The organism is Ktedonobacter racemifer DSM 44963 (assembly GCF_000178855.1).
Taxonomy (GTDB): Bacteria; Chloroflexota; Ktedonobacteria; order Ktedonobacterales; family Ktedonobacteraceae; genus Ktedonobacter; species Ktedonobacter racemifer.
This window is the reverse complement of sequence record NZ_ADVG01000001.1, coordinates 1973159-1987172: the sequence shown is the minus strand read 5'-3', so window position 1 is coordinate 1987172 and position 14014 is coordinate 1973159. Positions and strand designations below refer to the sequence as shown.

Here is a 14014-nt window from a genome sequence, read left to right as displayed (position 1 = left end):
AATAGAGTACTATATAGAACGGATGTTTGACAATTTCAAATCAGTCTGGTACTCTCTAAGAGAGATACAATATATTTTGCGCAAGGAGGTACTGAACATGGCAAAAGCCACGAAAACCATCAGGCAGGCGTTACACTATCCACCGCAGTATGCTGCCTACTTCGCGGCAAACCAGTCCCTCTTCAATCTGGTTGTGGCCTTTTATTTTGAAGTCATCCAGGCACACGAAGGTCTTCTTGCCCTCAAAAATAAGGACGCCCTCACGGCCCTGGAGAAACTCACGCATACAACGGAGTCCAACCCCAATCCGATCATGCCACTCACCGATCTCGCGCCAGATATCCCTGCTCTGTTCCGACGCGCTGCTATCAATGCCGCGCTCGGCTCAGCTCGCTCCTTCTTCTCCTCTCTCAAAACATGGCGAGCACGTAAGGAGAAACACGAAGCCAAACAAACGAAGAAGGGCAAGAGGAGGCCGTTCAGGGTGCGGCCACCAGTCCCGCCCCGATCATGGAAGAAGTCAGCTCCCTTCTACGCAAGCCTTTGGCGCGAGCGTTGTACCCGTTCTATTATGCTCAAAGTCTGGACCGGCTCGTGCTGGTCCTGGCTCAAACTACACACGCTCGGTCGCGATCTCCCTGATGATGATCTGATGGGCAGTCCGCAACTCGTCCGCAAGGGAGATCGCTGGTGGTTGCATCCCCCTCTCGAAAAGACCTTCGAGGCGCCCGCAAAAGTCATAGAGCAACTCACCGCCGCCCAGACACGTCTCTGCGCGGTGGACCTCAATCTTGATCATCACGTAGCTGTGTGCAGCGTCCAGACCGTTGACGGCACCATCCTGGCTACTTCCTTCATCGGGAATGGCACAGCGGTATCGGGCACAAGGCGCGCAACTGCTTGGACGTATTGCGCGCAACCGATCACAGACTGGCATCATTGCCGAGAACGAACAGGACAATGCCGACCTCTGGGCCAAAATCAGGCACGTTGACGAATAGATCGCGCACCTGGTGAGCAGCCGCATTGTCCAGTTCGCCACCAAGCACGAGGCGAGTATTCTCGTCTTCGAGCATCTAGGCAACCTGCGACCAGAGCAGGGCACGTATTCGCGTCGGGGCAATACGAAACGGGCCTACTGGATGAAGGGCCGCATGTTCCGCTACGCAAAGTACAAGGCGTGGAATGGAGGCGGTATCATCACGGCCCGTGTGAATCCGCGCAATACGAGCCGGCAATGCCATCGTTGTCATGGCCTGGTCGTGCGCTACAACCAGGGACAACCCCAGGAGGACTATACTCCCGGCACCGCCCTCTGCTTCTGCCCACAGTGCCAGATGCGCGACCATGCCGACAGAAATGCCAGCCTGAGAGTCGGGCAGCGCTTGATCGAGCGTACGCAAGCCCCTTTGAAGGAAAAGCCTCATGCTCTGACGCGACGTGCGAAGAGGGAGCCGAAAGGCTCAGGTGTTGGGATCTCCCAGGATGCCAAACGCCAGATGGGACCATCTATCCCTGCGGCAAGGCGTGGAGATCATGCCAACGGGCCTGGCACCGCCCAGAGAGGAAGGCGCCGGATGGGCGCGCCCCTCTCAGATATTGCGTCCCAACTACGGATTCACTTTGAGTAGTGGCTACGCCACCTATCTCACGAATCCGACTACGGCACAGTGTCAGAAGCTGCTCGGCTTTAGCCGACGCGGAGTGTCACAGGCTTATAGAAGTTTCTCTCTGAGGCTTCTCTCTGCGCGTAGGCTCTCAGTTAGAGCACGTGCACGACAATCGCGCTTGCGTTCCCTTCGCCCCCGGCATTATTGGCTTCTTGTACCAGCAGGCGTGCTATCTCTTCGGTACGAGGGCGTTGGCGTAAAATGTCTTCAATTCGCTTCTCAGGTAGCATATGCCAGACCCCATCGGTACACAGAATGAGCAGATCGCCAGGTTCCAGGGCGCGCTGAGAACAGTCAACAGTCACCATGGCATTTTGGCCCAGTGTACGGTAGTGTTGATGGCGTTTGGCGCTGGCGCGCACTTCATCTGCCTGGAGCAGTCCGGCATCAACAAGATTGGCGGCGATGGTATGGTCGTGGGTCGCACATTGTAAACCCTGTCGCTGGCTAAAATGATAAACACGGCTGTCGCCCACGTTGGCGACATAGAGTCGCTCTCTATAGAGCAGGGCTACCGCCAGGGTTGTGGCCATCGTCGCGTCATAGTCTGCGTTACAATGGTAGACGACGCGGTTGGCCTGCCGCACTGCGTCGGTGAGCCACTGCTCTAGAATTTTCTCGCTCATGGGCAATGCCTGGCGCTGACCTGAGAAGGTGGCACCTGTGTCTCCAGGTGTGCGTGGAGCATTAATGGGTGTGCCGCGAGAGTGCGAGCGTGTGGTATCTGCCAGTAAGGGGACAAGCGTATCGGCGACGGTCTCAACGGCCAGTCGACTGGCTTCATGCCCTAATGCAGGCTTCCCCTGTGGTCCGAGAAGACCATCCGCAATAGCAAAGATGGCGAAGGGGTGTGGTGATGGCTGTACATTCACGCAGAGTCCTTGGAGGAGCAGGAGCATATCCTCGTTCTCCTGGGCCTTGCGCCCCCTATCGCTTTCATAGCTGGCCTCGCACTGCGCCCCAAGCGTGGGCATTGTCTCGTCCAGTCCATGCCCACAGTGACGACAGAAGCGAGAGCTGCTGCGGTTCTCTCTCCCGCACTGTGGACAGGGATTTTCGGGCATAACGGTTCGCGTGATCACGTTCGAGCTATGCGAGACGAGTGTGAGATCGGCGATGGTCGGCTCTGAGGAGATCGTGTTTGTCGCCAGAGCTGCCCGCACAGCCGCTGCGAAGTCGCCAGCGCTTTGATAGCGTTTGCGTGGATCGAGATCCATGGCGCGAAGAATGCACGCGTCAACCTCTGGTGGCAGTGCTTGATTGAGTTTGCTGGGCGCGGGAATTTCGGTGGCGTGTGTCTTGATTACTGCCTGCACGGGCAAAAGGCCCGTAAATATCTGGTAGGCGACCACACCCATCGAATAAATATCGCTGGTGGGTTCCGCTTTGCCCTGATCCTGCTCAGGCGCGATATAGTGTTCTGTGCCTAGAGAGAGGCCGCGCTGTGTTATCGGTTTCTCCTGTTGCATGGCACGGGCGATGCCAAAGTCGGCCAGGATGAGATGCCCATCATCCTGTGAAATAAGTAAATTGGAGGGCTTAATATCGCGGTGTACGATCTGCTGCGGATGCGCATGAATTGTATCGATGGCAGCAGCCATATCGTCCATGTAGCTCAGGGCCTGCTGTGTCGGTAGGGGAAGCTCAGGTTTGAGCAAGGCCTTGAGTGTCCCGCCTGTGATAAGCGACATTTCCAGGTAGAGGAGAGGCCCATCCTGCCCAAAGTTATGAACCGACACAATATTTTTGTGCTTGAGCTGATGGGCATAGCGCGCCTCGCGTCGAAAGCGCTCGATCGCGGTTTGCGGATCCATGATACTATTTTTGAGCGAGAGGACCTTGAGCGCGACCTGACTCATTTCGAAGGTGTCGCTGGCACGGTAGACCACACCCATCCCTCCCATGCCTATGAGCGTCTCGATGCGGTAACGGCCCGCTACCAGGGCTTCAGGCAGCAGACATTGGCAGAATGGATTGGTGCATTGTAGCGTGCCAGGCGGATAATCAATCTGGCAACGTGGATTTAGACAACGTGGCATACAAACTCTCTTCTTCCAGGAATGGCGTTTCTTCCCAAGTGTATGAGAGATTCTCTCCTGCTGTCAATATCGACAAAGTTGTATGAAATATGTAGTGTTTGGCAGCGTTCCCTTGATTGTGTTTCTCCCCTGGCAAAGGATGGTGCTGAGACAAGAAGTAGCCAGACAGCACGATCTTCTGCCTGACAAATCTAATAATGCCTGCATTTCTCTAATGAGTATACGACAGAAGTGCTTGAATGTTGTAGCCATAGGTAGGATGACTCGAGTTTGCCACAATCTATGAAGAACGGTATAATCTGTCAAGATATTGATATGGAAAGGGCTGTATATCTCCCTCCATGTCTGTTAGAGCTTAAAGGATAACACGATTCTATGCTGCAAACACTCCCACTCGTCCTATACATAATCATGATCGAATTGACGATTGGCTCCGTGAGTGTGCTGGTCTTTCTCGATTGGCGCAACGAGGTCAAACGTGGTTTTCTGGTCTCCTACGCTTTTATCTATCTCGCCCTTGCTGGACTGACGTATTTGTTTCAGCAAAACTTCGCCACCGGTGAACTGCTCAATACCTATCGCTCCCTGGATCATAGCTGGACAGGCTGGCAGACCCTGCCGTTGCTCCTCTTCTTTGTGTTGCTGATTCCTTACACGCTCTTTCTCTTACTGGATAAGAAAGCCGGTGTGGATGGGAAAGTGGAGTATGAGAAGGCTGAAGACGAGGCCCAGAAAGAGGGGAAACCCGTTCCACGCCGTTCGATACTGCGTGGATTACGCCTCTTAAGCGGTGTGGCTACGGTCATTGCGGGCCTGGTGACACTCCTGGTACTGGGGATGATCTTCCGCCCGCTGGCGGGGAGCATCGCAGGTGGTGCCTTTACCGTCGCGGGTTTCTACGCGGCGGCCTTTGCCCTGGGTGGCGTGATGACCGCCATGTGGCTGGGCCACTGGTACCTGGTCACGCCAGCGCTCTCAGAGCGACCACTGCTGTTCTCTACCAGCGTTGTCTTACTGGCTATTATCGCGCAGATTATCTTCTTGCCACTGACCGGCCCAACCACGTCGCATGCGAACCAGGCCTCTTCCAGCCAGCCAGCCGTGGTAGCCTCAACACCCACGCCTGCGCCAACTCAGGCCTCCTCTAGCCAGGTGAAGCCTGCTGGCCAGCCGGTCATTACTCCTCTGGATACAGGTGCGATTAGCTTGCTACGTATCCTGGTGAGCTTTGTGCTCCCCCTGATCCTGGGTGGTCTCTCCTGGAAGCTCGTTCGTGATCGCTCGTTCCAGTCGGCAACGGGTATGCTCTACCTGGTGGTGGTGCTCACCCTGGCGGGTGAGATTATGGCGCGTGGTCTCTTCTTGATGGGCCTCTAATCTCCGCTAGTATTAACTTCACTTCTTGCTTGGGAGTGTGTGCATGGGCAGCCCTAGGCTGCCCATGCACACACTCCCAACTAATTTATAAATGGTCTGCGTGAAAACCACGCACGTCTTCAGCTTCGTGGATGAAACGCCGACTTCACCTTTGACCCTCAATGGACTGGCGGATCGCTTCCTGGCTTGCGTTGCCAATTGTGCAACTAACGTATCCGTCACTCCAGAATGTCCTCCCCTTCAAAAAGTGTCTTCTCAATTCCTGTTGGTGTATCCTCCAAAGTTGAACAGTCGATTCTTGCTTTCACCTGCGCACCATCGCCAGAGGGACTATCCCTGGTCCGCTTTTGACCAGACAGGGAAAAGGATCCTGGTTCACTTCCATCGTCTCACAGGAAACATCTGAGTGTATAGCAAGATCCTTGACTCTGCTACCTTTCTCATACTCGAACGTGAGCGAACCCACCCTCAAGCGGTCAGTTCTTCCTGCTTCATCGTCGATAGCCAGCGCACGGGAACCTTTGGATCAGCCCTCCCGTTTCGGTCTCACATCAACTCCCCAGGCATTTTACGTCCGGCGGTAGCCACTCTCCAGGACGGCCAGCTTTACGCGTGAAGCTGGCGAAGCTGTTGTGTTGCCAACCACAGGAGATTCAAGGCGGCATTGAGATCCCGGTCGATGACCAGCCCACAGGCCACGCACTCATAGGTGCGGTGTTTGAGCGGCATGCGCTTTTTGACCTGCCCACAGCACGAACAGCGTTTGGTCGAGGGGAACCAGCGCGAGGCGATGAAGAGCTCGCCCCCAGCGTTGGCCACTTTGGTCTTGAGGAACTGCAAGAGTTGCCCCATCGCGGCATCAGCCACGGCACGCGAGAGCTTCCGGTTGGCCATCATCCCCAGGATGTTGAGGTCTTCGATGCCGATGGCCCCACCGGTTCGCGCCAGTTCGGTCGTGAACTTGTGCTGCACATCCCGCCGGATGTTGGCGATCTGCTGATGCTTGCGCGCGACCTTGAGTCGTTGCTTCTCATGCTGCTTGCTGAACACGGTTCGCTTGGTTTGAGGGTCTTTCGTCTTCTGTTTCTTTGACAGCTTGCGTTGCAGCTTGCCGAGTTTCTTGAGATGGAGCGCCAATGGCCTTTGGTTCTCAAGCCTGCGTCCATCGCTCACCACAGCAGCTTGCTTCAAGCCTACATCCACCCCCACCACTGGTTCGGGAGCGTTGAGGCGCTCCCGCGTGATGTCTACTTGAACGGAGACGTACCAGTGGCCCGCCTCACAGCTGACGGTCCCCCCCAGAATTTTGACTCGTTCGCACACGACGTGCTTGCGTTGGTTGCGCTTCTTCCTGGGTGTGGTGGCTTTCCCCTTTTCGACGAAGCGCAGTTTTTCGGCGAGGTTCACCGTCCCCAGTTTGCGTAAGAGCTTGCCTCGGTCCTTCTTCGTTTGGCGTTGATCGAGGATGAAGCGACCAAGCCCGGGGATCGAGATCCAATGGCTTCCCAAGGTGAATTTGTCGTTGGAGAGATAAAACGACTCGTGCGACTTCCCCTTTTTCTTGTACTGCGGGTAGTTCGCTCGGCCTGCAAAGAAGTTGTCATACGCTTTCTTGAGGTCGTCGAAGGCACCCTCCACCACACATTTCGTGACGTCATAGGTCCATGGGTACTCGTGTTCTCGAATCGCATTGAAGTGCGCCTTCAGCGCAAGGGCATGTGGCGGTTTGAGCAGGCGCTGCTCTTGGGGAACGGTTTCCTGCTCGGCTTTGTACGCCTGATACTGCTTCTCCCATTGTTCCCGTCCCCAGTTGTAGATAAAGCGCCTCGTGCCACAGGCTCGTTTGAGATACTCCACCTGTTCAGGGGTGGGGTTCATCCGGATCTTGTGCGCGGTTTTCATCCTTGAGCGCTTTCTCTAAGGCTTTGCGGTAATTCCTGAGGCCGTACAAGCGTGAACTAAAACCGTGGACAATACTCATCAAGTCCTGCACTACCTCTTGTTCGGGCGAGAGCGTCTCGGTGTTCATCACGACCAATTCCGTGCGGTGCGTCTCGCACAGATGCTTGAGCAGAGCAAAGCCAAAGCGAGCCAGCCGATCCTGATGGGCGATGAGCAGGCACGAAACCTCTCCCTCGACAATGGCGTCTACGAGCCTGAGAAACTGTGTGCGCTCAAAATTGAGGCCGCCCCCGATTTCCATGATCCACTCATCCACCACCAGCTGCTTGGAGACTGCATAACGCTCTAAGGCGGCCCGTTGGTTCTGTAAATCCGGTCGTTGAGCAGGGCTCGACACCCGGCAATAGGCCACCATTCGGCGGATGGCTGGCCGTTGAGGAAGGTTGAGCGCCGTAGCCAGATCGGCCTCATCATAGTAGCGCCGCCCAGAAAGGGTTCGTTTCGCTTTGAGACGGCCTTCCCGATCCCAGCGCTGCAAGGTTTTCACGCTGACACCCACCTGCTTGGCAAATTGTGCGATTGAGTACATATAATGATTTTAATTCACTTTCGTTCACTTTGTCAATACCTAGTACACATCTCCTTTTTGCCTCATCACCAGAGCGTGTTACAAGGCGTTTTCGAGACGTGCAGACAAAAATCATCTGAGAGAGAATGAGGAATGTGGCATGGTCCTTTGTGTCATCATCCATGAGGAACGCGCACTCACTCGCTTCATCTTGTCAAACTTGGGGATGGGTTTCAATGCGACTTTGTTTCCAGAAAGATCCATCAAGATGGCATATCCGGTCGACATTCTGCCTTTGATAAAGTACTCCTGGCCCAGGTAACGCACCTTGTCAAACTTCCGAAACCCCATGATTTTGCCTGTCGCGATTCTCTGTTCACTGCGCACTCCCTTTGTTTGTTGGTAATCGCCATCACAGACACAGCGTTTTGAGAGGATGCTCGTGGTGCAGAAGGTTGGTTTCACCCCTCTCGTCGCGATCATCGTTGCATCAAAGATATGCTCTTTGGGCAGCCCTGCCAGAAGACGATGCTCTTTGGTGACAAAGCCCCAGGTTTCCTCGGCCTCAACACGCTTGAGCAACTGGACGCGGATGCTGTTCATCTGCGTGGCATGGAGCAATTTCCCCTTTTTCTTCCCGGTTTTCTTGAGCGTGATGGTTCCTGCATGCAGGCTATCATGACAGGTTTTACAGAGTGTCACTAAATTGGTTTCCTCATCACTGCCGTTCTGGCTGCGGAAGACGAGGTGATGCACTTCAAGCTGTTGGTCTTTCGACGCGCCCGTGCACTGTTGGCAGGTGTAATCATCCCGTGTGAGCACAAACGCTCTGGTATTGGCAAAACCATAGTTGATGCCCTTCTGATAGAGCCACTTCTTGTGGAGGACTTCAGGGTTTTTGAGGGCATGAGGATCAAACGTTCCTGTTTCCAGCACGATTGATTGAATAGGTAACAGTGACTGAACAAAGCGGATTTCTCGCAGATGAGCGTCGATCTTGCTCGTCATGGTCGGAGAAAAGCGATCCTGTTTGCGGGAATGCTTGCGGTTGAGAAAGTGGGCAGGGCGGTATCTGGTTTTGCGTGTACGACGGGTGCGACGCTTCATGGCTCTCTCTTTCATGGTGGTAGCGATATCGTTGCGCAGTTCCACTTCAGAGAGATAGAGCACACTCCCCTGTTCATCGGCCACCGCCGAACCTACGACGGAACTGCCCGTATCCACTCCCAGAGTCAGTGGTTGGGTGCAGATGGTTTCTGGCCTGCTGATCAGCTTGATCGTGAACGGGGTCCGTCTCATCACTTTGGCCTTCCTCTCTTTGAGCAGGAGACGAGCGATGGCTGGTGCGCAAGGCATCAGTGGTTGTCGCTCTGGTGAAAGGACATACACGATATTCATGATCAATGTTCCTTTCGGAAAAATGCTCTGCTGTTGCCAGCAGGTGGTGCGTATCTCCTGGCTGCCGTGCCACCTTCAGGTAGTGACCACCAGGAGAATCCGGCTTCATCTCGACAATGTTCAAGAGGCTTTTTACGCCGAGAGCACCAGCCCTTACCTCAAGCCTACTTAACTCTCAGCGACAGAGCAGCGGTCTGATGCGTCAACCGCAGGTGTCATGACCAATCGAACGCCGTTCCCATTTCTGGAAACGAGTCTGGTGAACTCAGGCTCCCGAAGAAGCTACAGAACCACGTCTTCAGTGGCTTCTTCGGAAGTCACTGAAGACGTGGTTCTGTGGTAGTTCACTCTTGTGCGAGCTTGAGCGCCTTTTCGCGCTCTTTTAGTTCGCGGCGTAGAATTTTGCCTGAAGCGGTTTTCGGCAAGGCATCAATCTGTTCGATGAAGTGGAAACGCTTGTAGCCAGCCAGTTTGCCATTGGCGAAGGTCATGATCTCATCAGGTGTGGCGTTTTGTCCCGGGCGTAAGACGACAAAACCCTTGATCAGCTCACCTGCCTCATCGTCTGGTACGCCAATGACCGCTGAGTCCATGACCGCGGGATGCTCCATCAGCAGGGATTCCAGTTCCGCGGGCGCGACGCCAAAGCCTTTGTACTTGATCATCTCCTTCTTGCGATCCACAATGTAGGTATAGCCCTCGGCATCCAGGTAGCCTACATCGCCTGTATAGAGCCAGCCATCGCGTAGTACCCGCGCCGTCTCCTCTGGCGCCTTCCAGTAGCCCTTCATGACTTGGGGGCCGCGAATGACGATCTCGCCTGTCTCGCCCAGGGGTAACTCTCGCTCGCCAGTCTCAATGTCCATGATCTTGATCTCTGTATTATGGACAGGAAGTCCGACGCTCTCTGTGCGCACCAGGGCTGGATCTTTGGGTTGGGAGTGCGTCAGGGGAGAGGTTTCGGTGAGGCCATAACCCTGGACGACATTGATGCCGGTCTTCTCTTTCAGGCGGCGTGTGGGGTCCATAGGCAGCGGGGCTGCCCCCGAGAAGATATACTTGACGCTCTTCATTTTGCCCAGGTCGATGGGCGCGTTCGCCAGTGCCAGCACGATAGGTGGTACCGCGAAGTAGTAGGTGACGTTGTGCCTCTCACAGAGTTCAAGCGACTGAACCAGGTCGAAGCGTTCCATCTGCACCTGCGTCGCGCCACAGGCGAGGAAACCTCCCATAAGCATCACACCATAAATATGGTAGAAGGGTAAGAAGATGAGCGCGACATCATTGGGATTCGTCTGGAGTGCAGTCGTAAACTGGAGATTATTTGTTGTCATATTGCGATGGGTGAGCATGGTTCCCTTGGGAAGGCCCGTGGTGCCGGAGGAATAGGGGAGGGCCAGCAGATCATCGCTAGTGATATCGGTATGCTTCTGATAGGTTGGCGCGGAATTTCTAATGAGCTGGCTGAGTGGAATGGCCTCGGGCAGGCTTTCAGGGGCCTGGCTTCCAGTGACGAAGATGTGCTTGAGGTGCGGAAGTTTGGTGTTATTGAGTGCAAGCTGCAAGATTGGTACAAGCTCGCGTTGCACCAGGATGGCGGAGGCCTCTGAGTTCTCTAGCTGATACGCAACTTCGCGCTCTTTATACGCGGGATTCATAGGGCTTACGACCAGGCCCAGTGTCGCGGCCGCGATAAATGTAACTGTGTATTCGGGGCGGTTAGTAGTGAAGAGACAAATGCGCTCACCTTTGCGTAAGCCTAACTCATGCATTCCATTGGCAACGCTATTGACCATAGAGACCACTTCGCGGTAGGTGAAGTAGAGGTCATGGTAGATAATCGCTGTTCGTTCCGGGTATTGTTCTGCGGTTTTTCTTAGCAAGTGATCATAGGGGACATCAGGAAATTCAACGGGCGGACGAAAGAGTTCGGGAGCAACCATCTTGGTAAGCATGACATGGCATCCTTTCGCTGCAACTCAGCACTGAGCAACGATCAAAGTCGTGAAAGGTTCCTATCTCTAGATACTGATCCTAGCCGCAAGGCTATCTGCTCTGCAAGTAGAATAACATTAATCTGGTAGGAGAATCAAGAAATGATGGGTAGGGTTTAATTTGCAAGCTCTTTTGGTTTATACTTAAGAATGATACTTGCCGTGTTTGTCGTAACTTCGCTTAAAGGCGTAAGTGGCAGAGGTGAAGAGGAGAAGCTAGCGTGCAAAAATATACAGTGCGCCTCAATGAGAGTTTGATGCAGTTGCGTTCTTTATTTCAGGCACCTCAGAGTCTCGCGATCTATGATATCTCCTCTGCTTCGCTCGAGGTAAGACAGGCAATATCAACGCTGACGGGCCTGATAAACCGTTCACAACCTGAAATCTACCTGATCTACAATCATGACGACCGCTTCTGGCTCGAACAGATTCCTGACTCTCTGCCACGCCACAGTATGAACTCAAGTGGTAATGACGCCCTGGGTGCTTTGATCCAGGAATATCGCACACGCATTCAGGGGATTATCATTTATGATCCCTCACAGCAGGACACTATCAACCTGGCGACAACCATCGCGGGCCTGCGCGATGGTTTTGTGACCACTCCTGAACTGGCGGCTTCTCTTCAGCAGCAGTATCATCTTCCTGTTATCGATGACCTGCGTAACTACCAGTGGCGTTCGCGTCTGCACATGTATCGCTGGGCGCAACAGAACTTCTTGCGCGATACCAACAATCTCTTATTGGCTGGTCTGACTCCGGAGGGCCTGACGCCCTTGCGCTCGCTCCTCGTCGCGACACGTGCCTTTGTCTACTGGCTGGAGGCGCGTAAATATGTGCCAGAACCCCAGGTGGACTGGCTCTCTGAGCGGGCGTTGTTTAAAGAGATCCTGGCTACTTATCCCGCGGGCGCGCTGCACCTGGGCTGGTTCGCTGATGAGGGGGGCGGTGTGCAATTGACCTCGCAGCATGCCTTGCCTGTGTATGCCTCCGATTACTATCAAAACCTGGAGGTCTGGTTGTCGTTGCCCATGGCCGATATGCCTTTGCCAGTCGCTCCAGCTGTGCAGACCATCAAAGTGCCAGAGAAGAAAACGTATCTCTCTTTTACCATGAGCGATGGAGATAATATTCAGTATTGCCAGCATCGCTTGTTGCAACTCTGGCGTGATAACGTGCGTGGCTCTTTGCCGCTGGGCTGGACCATCTCGCCCGCGCTACCCTACTTCGCGCCGTCCCTGGCGAAGTATTACCTGGAGAGCGCTACGGCGAATGATGAGTTGATAGCGGCCCCCAGTGGGGCGGGATATATATATCCCTCGCGCTGGCCCAAGCAGCACTTGCAGGCCTTCCTCGAGGATACAGATGAGATGATGCGCGCCCTGGGTTTATCAACCTTGCAGGTGCTGGATACCGACTGCTTGCAGGGGCTGGGCCTGCTTCCATTTAGTCTGACCGCAATGGGATTTATCAGTAAACGGCTCCAGCGTACATTTGCCGATATGCTTGCTTCTGGAGCCTTGCGAGGCATGCTCAGTGGTTCTGGTGCCTTCTGGGCGAACTGGCATATGGCGAGCCAGGTACCCTGGTACCAGAACCTGGGCCTGGCGATGAGTGTTGAGCAGACAGTACGCTTGATTACTGCCACTGCGAAGATTCGCTGCCAGCGTCCACTCTTCCTCAATGTCTATGTCCTGGCCTGGCGCATGTCACCCTCAACGCTTTTAGAGGTCATGGCCCGCCTGGGTGACGAATATGAACTGGTGTTGCCGCGAGATCTCCTGTCCATGCTCGCCCAGACCTTGTAACAGGGAAGCCTTTTAATGCAAAATGATACCTATTTTTCATCCCTTGCCTGGTATCGGCATATGCGAGAGCATGCGCCTGTCACGTATAGCGAGCAGCATCAGCAATGGATGGTGTTTCGCTATGACGACGTCAAGCGGGTACTCTCCGATTATGAGACCTTTTCCTCCGAGGTCGAGTCTGAGGGGCATACGCTCACGCCGATGGACGTAAGCCTGGTGGCGCTGGATCCGCCGTGCCATCGCCATCTCCGCGCGCTGGTAACCCAGGCTTTTACGCCTCGTACTGTGACCCAGGCGACCGCTCGTATTGAGCAACTGGTTAAAGACCTGCTAGAGAAGCACATGGGTCGCGGTGAGATGGATATTATTGATGACCTGGCCTATCCACTCACGGTAACCATTATAGCTGAAATCCTGGGTGTGCCTGTCTCTGACCAGGAGCGCTTTCGCCACTGGTCTGACCTCCTGGCTGGCGTGACTCCTTTTGATGGCAGCGATTTTACGGGGGAGATGAGCGTATATTTCTCGCGCCTACTTGATGAGCGTCGTCGTGAGCCACGGGAGGACCTGATCTCCAGCCTGCTTGCAGCCCAGGTGGGAGGAGAGCACCTCTCTACGCTTGAGCTGTTAGGTTTTTGTATTCTCTTGCTGGTGGCAGGCAATGTTACAACCACGCACCTGCTGGGCAACGCCTTTCTCTGCTTTGATGAGTTTCCTCGTCTTCTTGAGGTTCTGGCGCGAGACGGAACACTACTTCCAGGCGCCATCGAAGAAGTTCTGCGTTATCGCTCGCCCTTGCGCTTCATGTTCCGCGTAGCCAAAAAGGATACCCATTTAGGTGGGCAGTCTATTCACGCAGGACAATGGATCAGTGCTTACATCGCATCCGCCAATCATGATGAAGCCGTTTTCTCGCATCCAGAGCGCTTTGACATCACCAGAACGCCCAATCCCAATCTCTCCTTCGGCCATGGTGTGCACTACTGCCTGGGTGCGCCGCTGGCGCGCCTGGAAACGCGAATAGTACTAGAGGTCATGCTCCGGCGTTTCTCCTCGATTCAAAGGCGCCCAGGAAGCATGCTAGAGCCGCTTGACCCCCAGGGTTTTATGCAAGGTGCCAAGCACTTCCCCATCGTTTTTACAGAAAGTCGAGCGGTTCATCCCCGGTCATTGCATGCGGGGATGAACCGCCGTTCCTTTAAAAGCGGAGAGGAGAGGGAAATGCAGTCACCCAAGGCTTGACGGGAAACGCTCGTCA

Annotated in this window: 9 protein-coding genes and 2 pseudogenes; 5 read left to right on the top strand and 6 right to left on the bottom strand. The window is 54.5% G+C overall.

Annotated elements, in window-relative coordinates:
* Window positions 1–97 precede the first annotated feature (97 nt).
* Window positions 98–1631: pseudogene (locus KRAC_RS65590) on the top strand (RNA-guided endonuclease TnpB family protein).
* Window positions 1632–1762: 131 nt separating this feature from the next.
* Here the strand turns inward: KRAC_RS65590 and KRAC_RS61110 are convergent.
* Complete coding sequence (locus KRAC_RS61110; RefSeq protein ID WP_007906129.1) at window positions 1763–3709, bottom strand: protein kinase domain-containing protein; 1947 nt, start codon at window positions 3707–3709, stop codon at window positions 1763–1765.
* Between the two features lie 375 nt (window positions 3710–4084).
* On the opposite strand from KRAC_RS61110, the gene KRAC_RS08690 reads away from it, so the two are divergent.
* Entirely contained in the window at window positions 4085–5086 is a 1002-nt protein-coding gene (locus tag KRAC_RS08690; protein WP_007906127.1) for a hypothetical protein, read from the top strand.
* A 145-nt stretch (window positions 5087–5231) separates the two neighbouring features.
* Here the strand turns inward: KRAC_RS08690 and KRAC_RS79370 are convergent.
* Window positions 5232–5372: pseudogene (locus KRAC_RS79370) on the bottom strand (transposase); the annotation flags it as partial.
* Window positions 5373–5492: 120 nt separating this feature from the next.
* Here KRAC_RS79370 and KRAC_RS70985 point away from each other — a divergent pair.
* The gene (locus KRAC_RS70985) at window positions 5493–5702 is read left to right on the top strand and encodes a hypothetical protein (RefSeq protein ID WP_040442175.1); all 210 of its coding nucleotides are present in this window, start codon (window positions 5493–5495) and stop codon (window positions 5700–5702) included.
* Here KRAC_RS70985 and KRAC_RS08680 read toward each other — a convergent pair.
* The 4 genes from KRAC_RS08680 to KRAC_RS08665 form a co-directional block, all read right to left on the bottom strand.
* Window positions 5693–6988, bottom strand: a complete 1296-nt coding sequence (locus KRAC_RS08680; RefSeq protein WP_007906125.1) for an RNA-guided endonuclease InsQ/TnpB family protein — start codon at window positions 6986–6988, stop codon at window positions 5693–5695. The two genes, KRAC_RS70985 and KRAC_RS08680, sit on opposite strands and share 10 nt — an antisense overlap.
* Entirely contained in the window at window positions 6948–7577 is a 630-nt protein-coding gene (locus tag KRAC_RS08675) for an IS607 family transposase (RefSeq protein ID WP_007903817.1), read from the bottom strand. The genes KRAC_RS08680 and KRAC_RS08675 overlap by 41 nt, the downstream gene beginning before the upstream one ends.
* A gap of 111 nt (window positions 7578–7688) precedes the next feature.
* Complete coding sequence (gene iscB / locus KRAC_RS08670; protein ID WP_007906123.1) at window positions 7689–8954, bottom strand: RNA-guided endonuclease IscB; 1266 nt, start codon at window positions 8952–8954, stop codon at window positions 7689–7691.
* Between the two features lie 344 nt (window positions 8955–9298).
* Window positions 9299–10909 (bottom strand): class I adenylate-forming enzyme family protein, encoded by a 1611-nt coding sequence (locus KRAC_RS08665; protein WP_007906121.1) that lies wholly within the window; start codon window positions 10907–10909, stop codon window positions 9299–9301.
* 260 nt (window positions 10910–11169) lie between these two features.
* Here KRAC_RS08665 and KRAC_RS08660 point away from each other — a divergent pair, with 260 nt between their 5' ends.
* Both KRAC_RS08660 and KRAC_RS08655 read left to right on the top strand, forming a co-directional pair.
* Entirely contained in the window at window positions 11170–12756 is a 1587-nt protein-coding gene (locus tag KRAC_RS08660) for a GxGYxYP domain-containing protein (protein ID WP_007906119.1), read from the top strand.
* Window positions 12757–12771: 15 nt separating this feature from the next.
* Window positions 12772–13998, top strand: coding sequence for a cytochrome P450 (locus tag KRAC_RS08655; protein WP_007906117.1), 1227 nt, complete (start codon window positions 12772–12774; stop codon window positions 13996–13998).
* The last annotated feature ends 16 nt before the right edge of the window (window positions 13999–14014 follow it).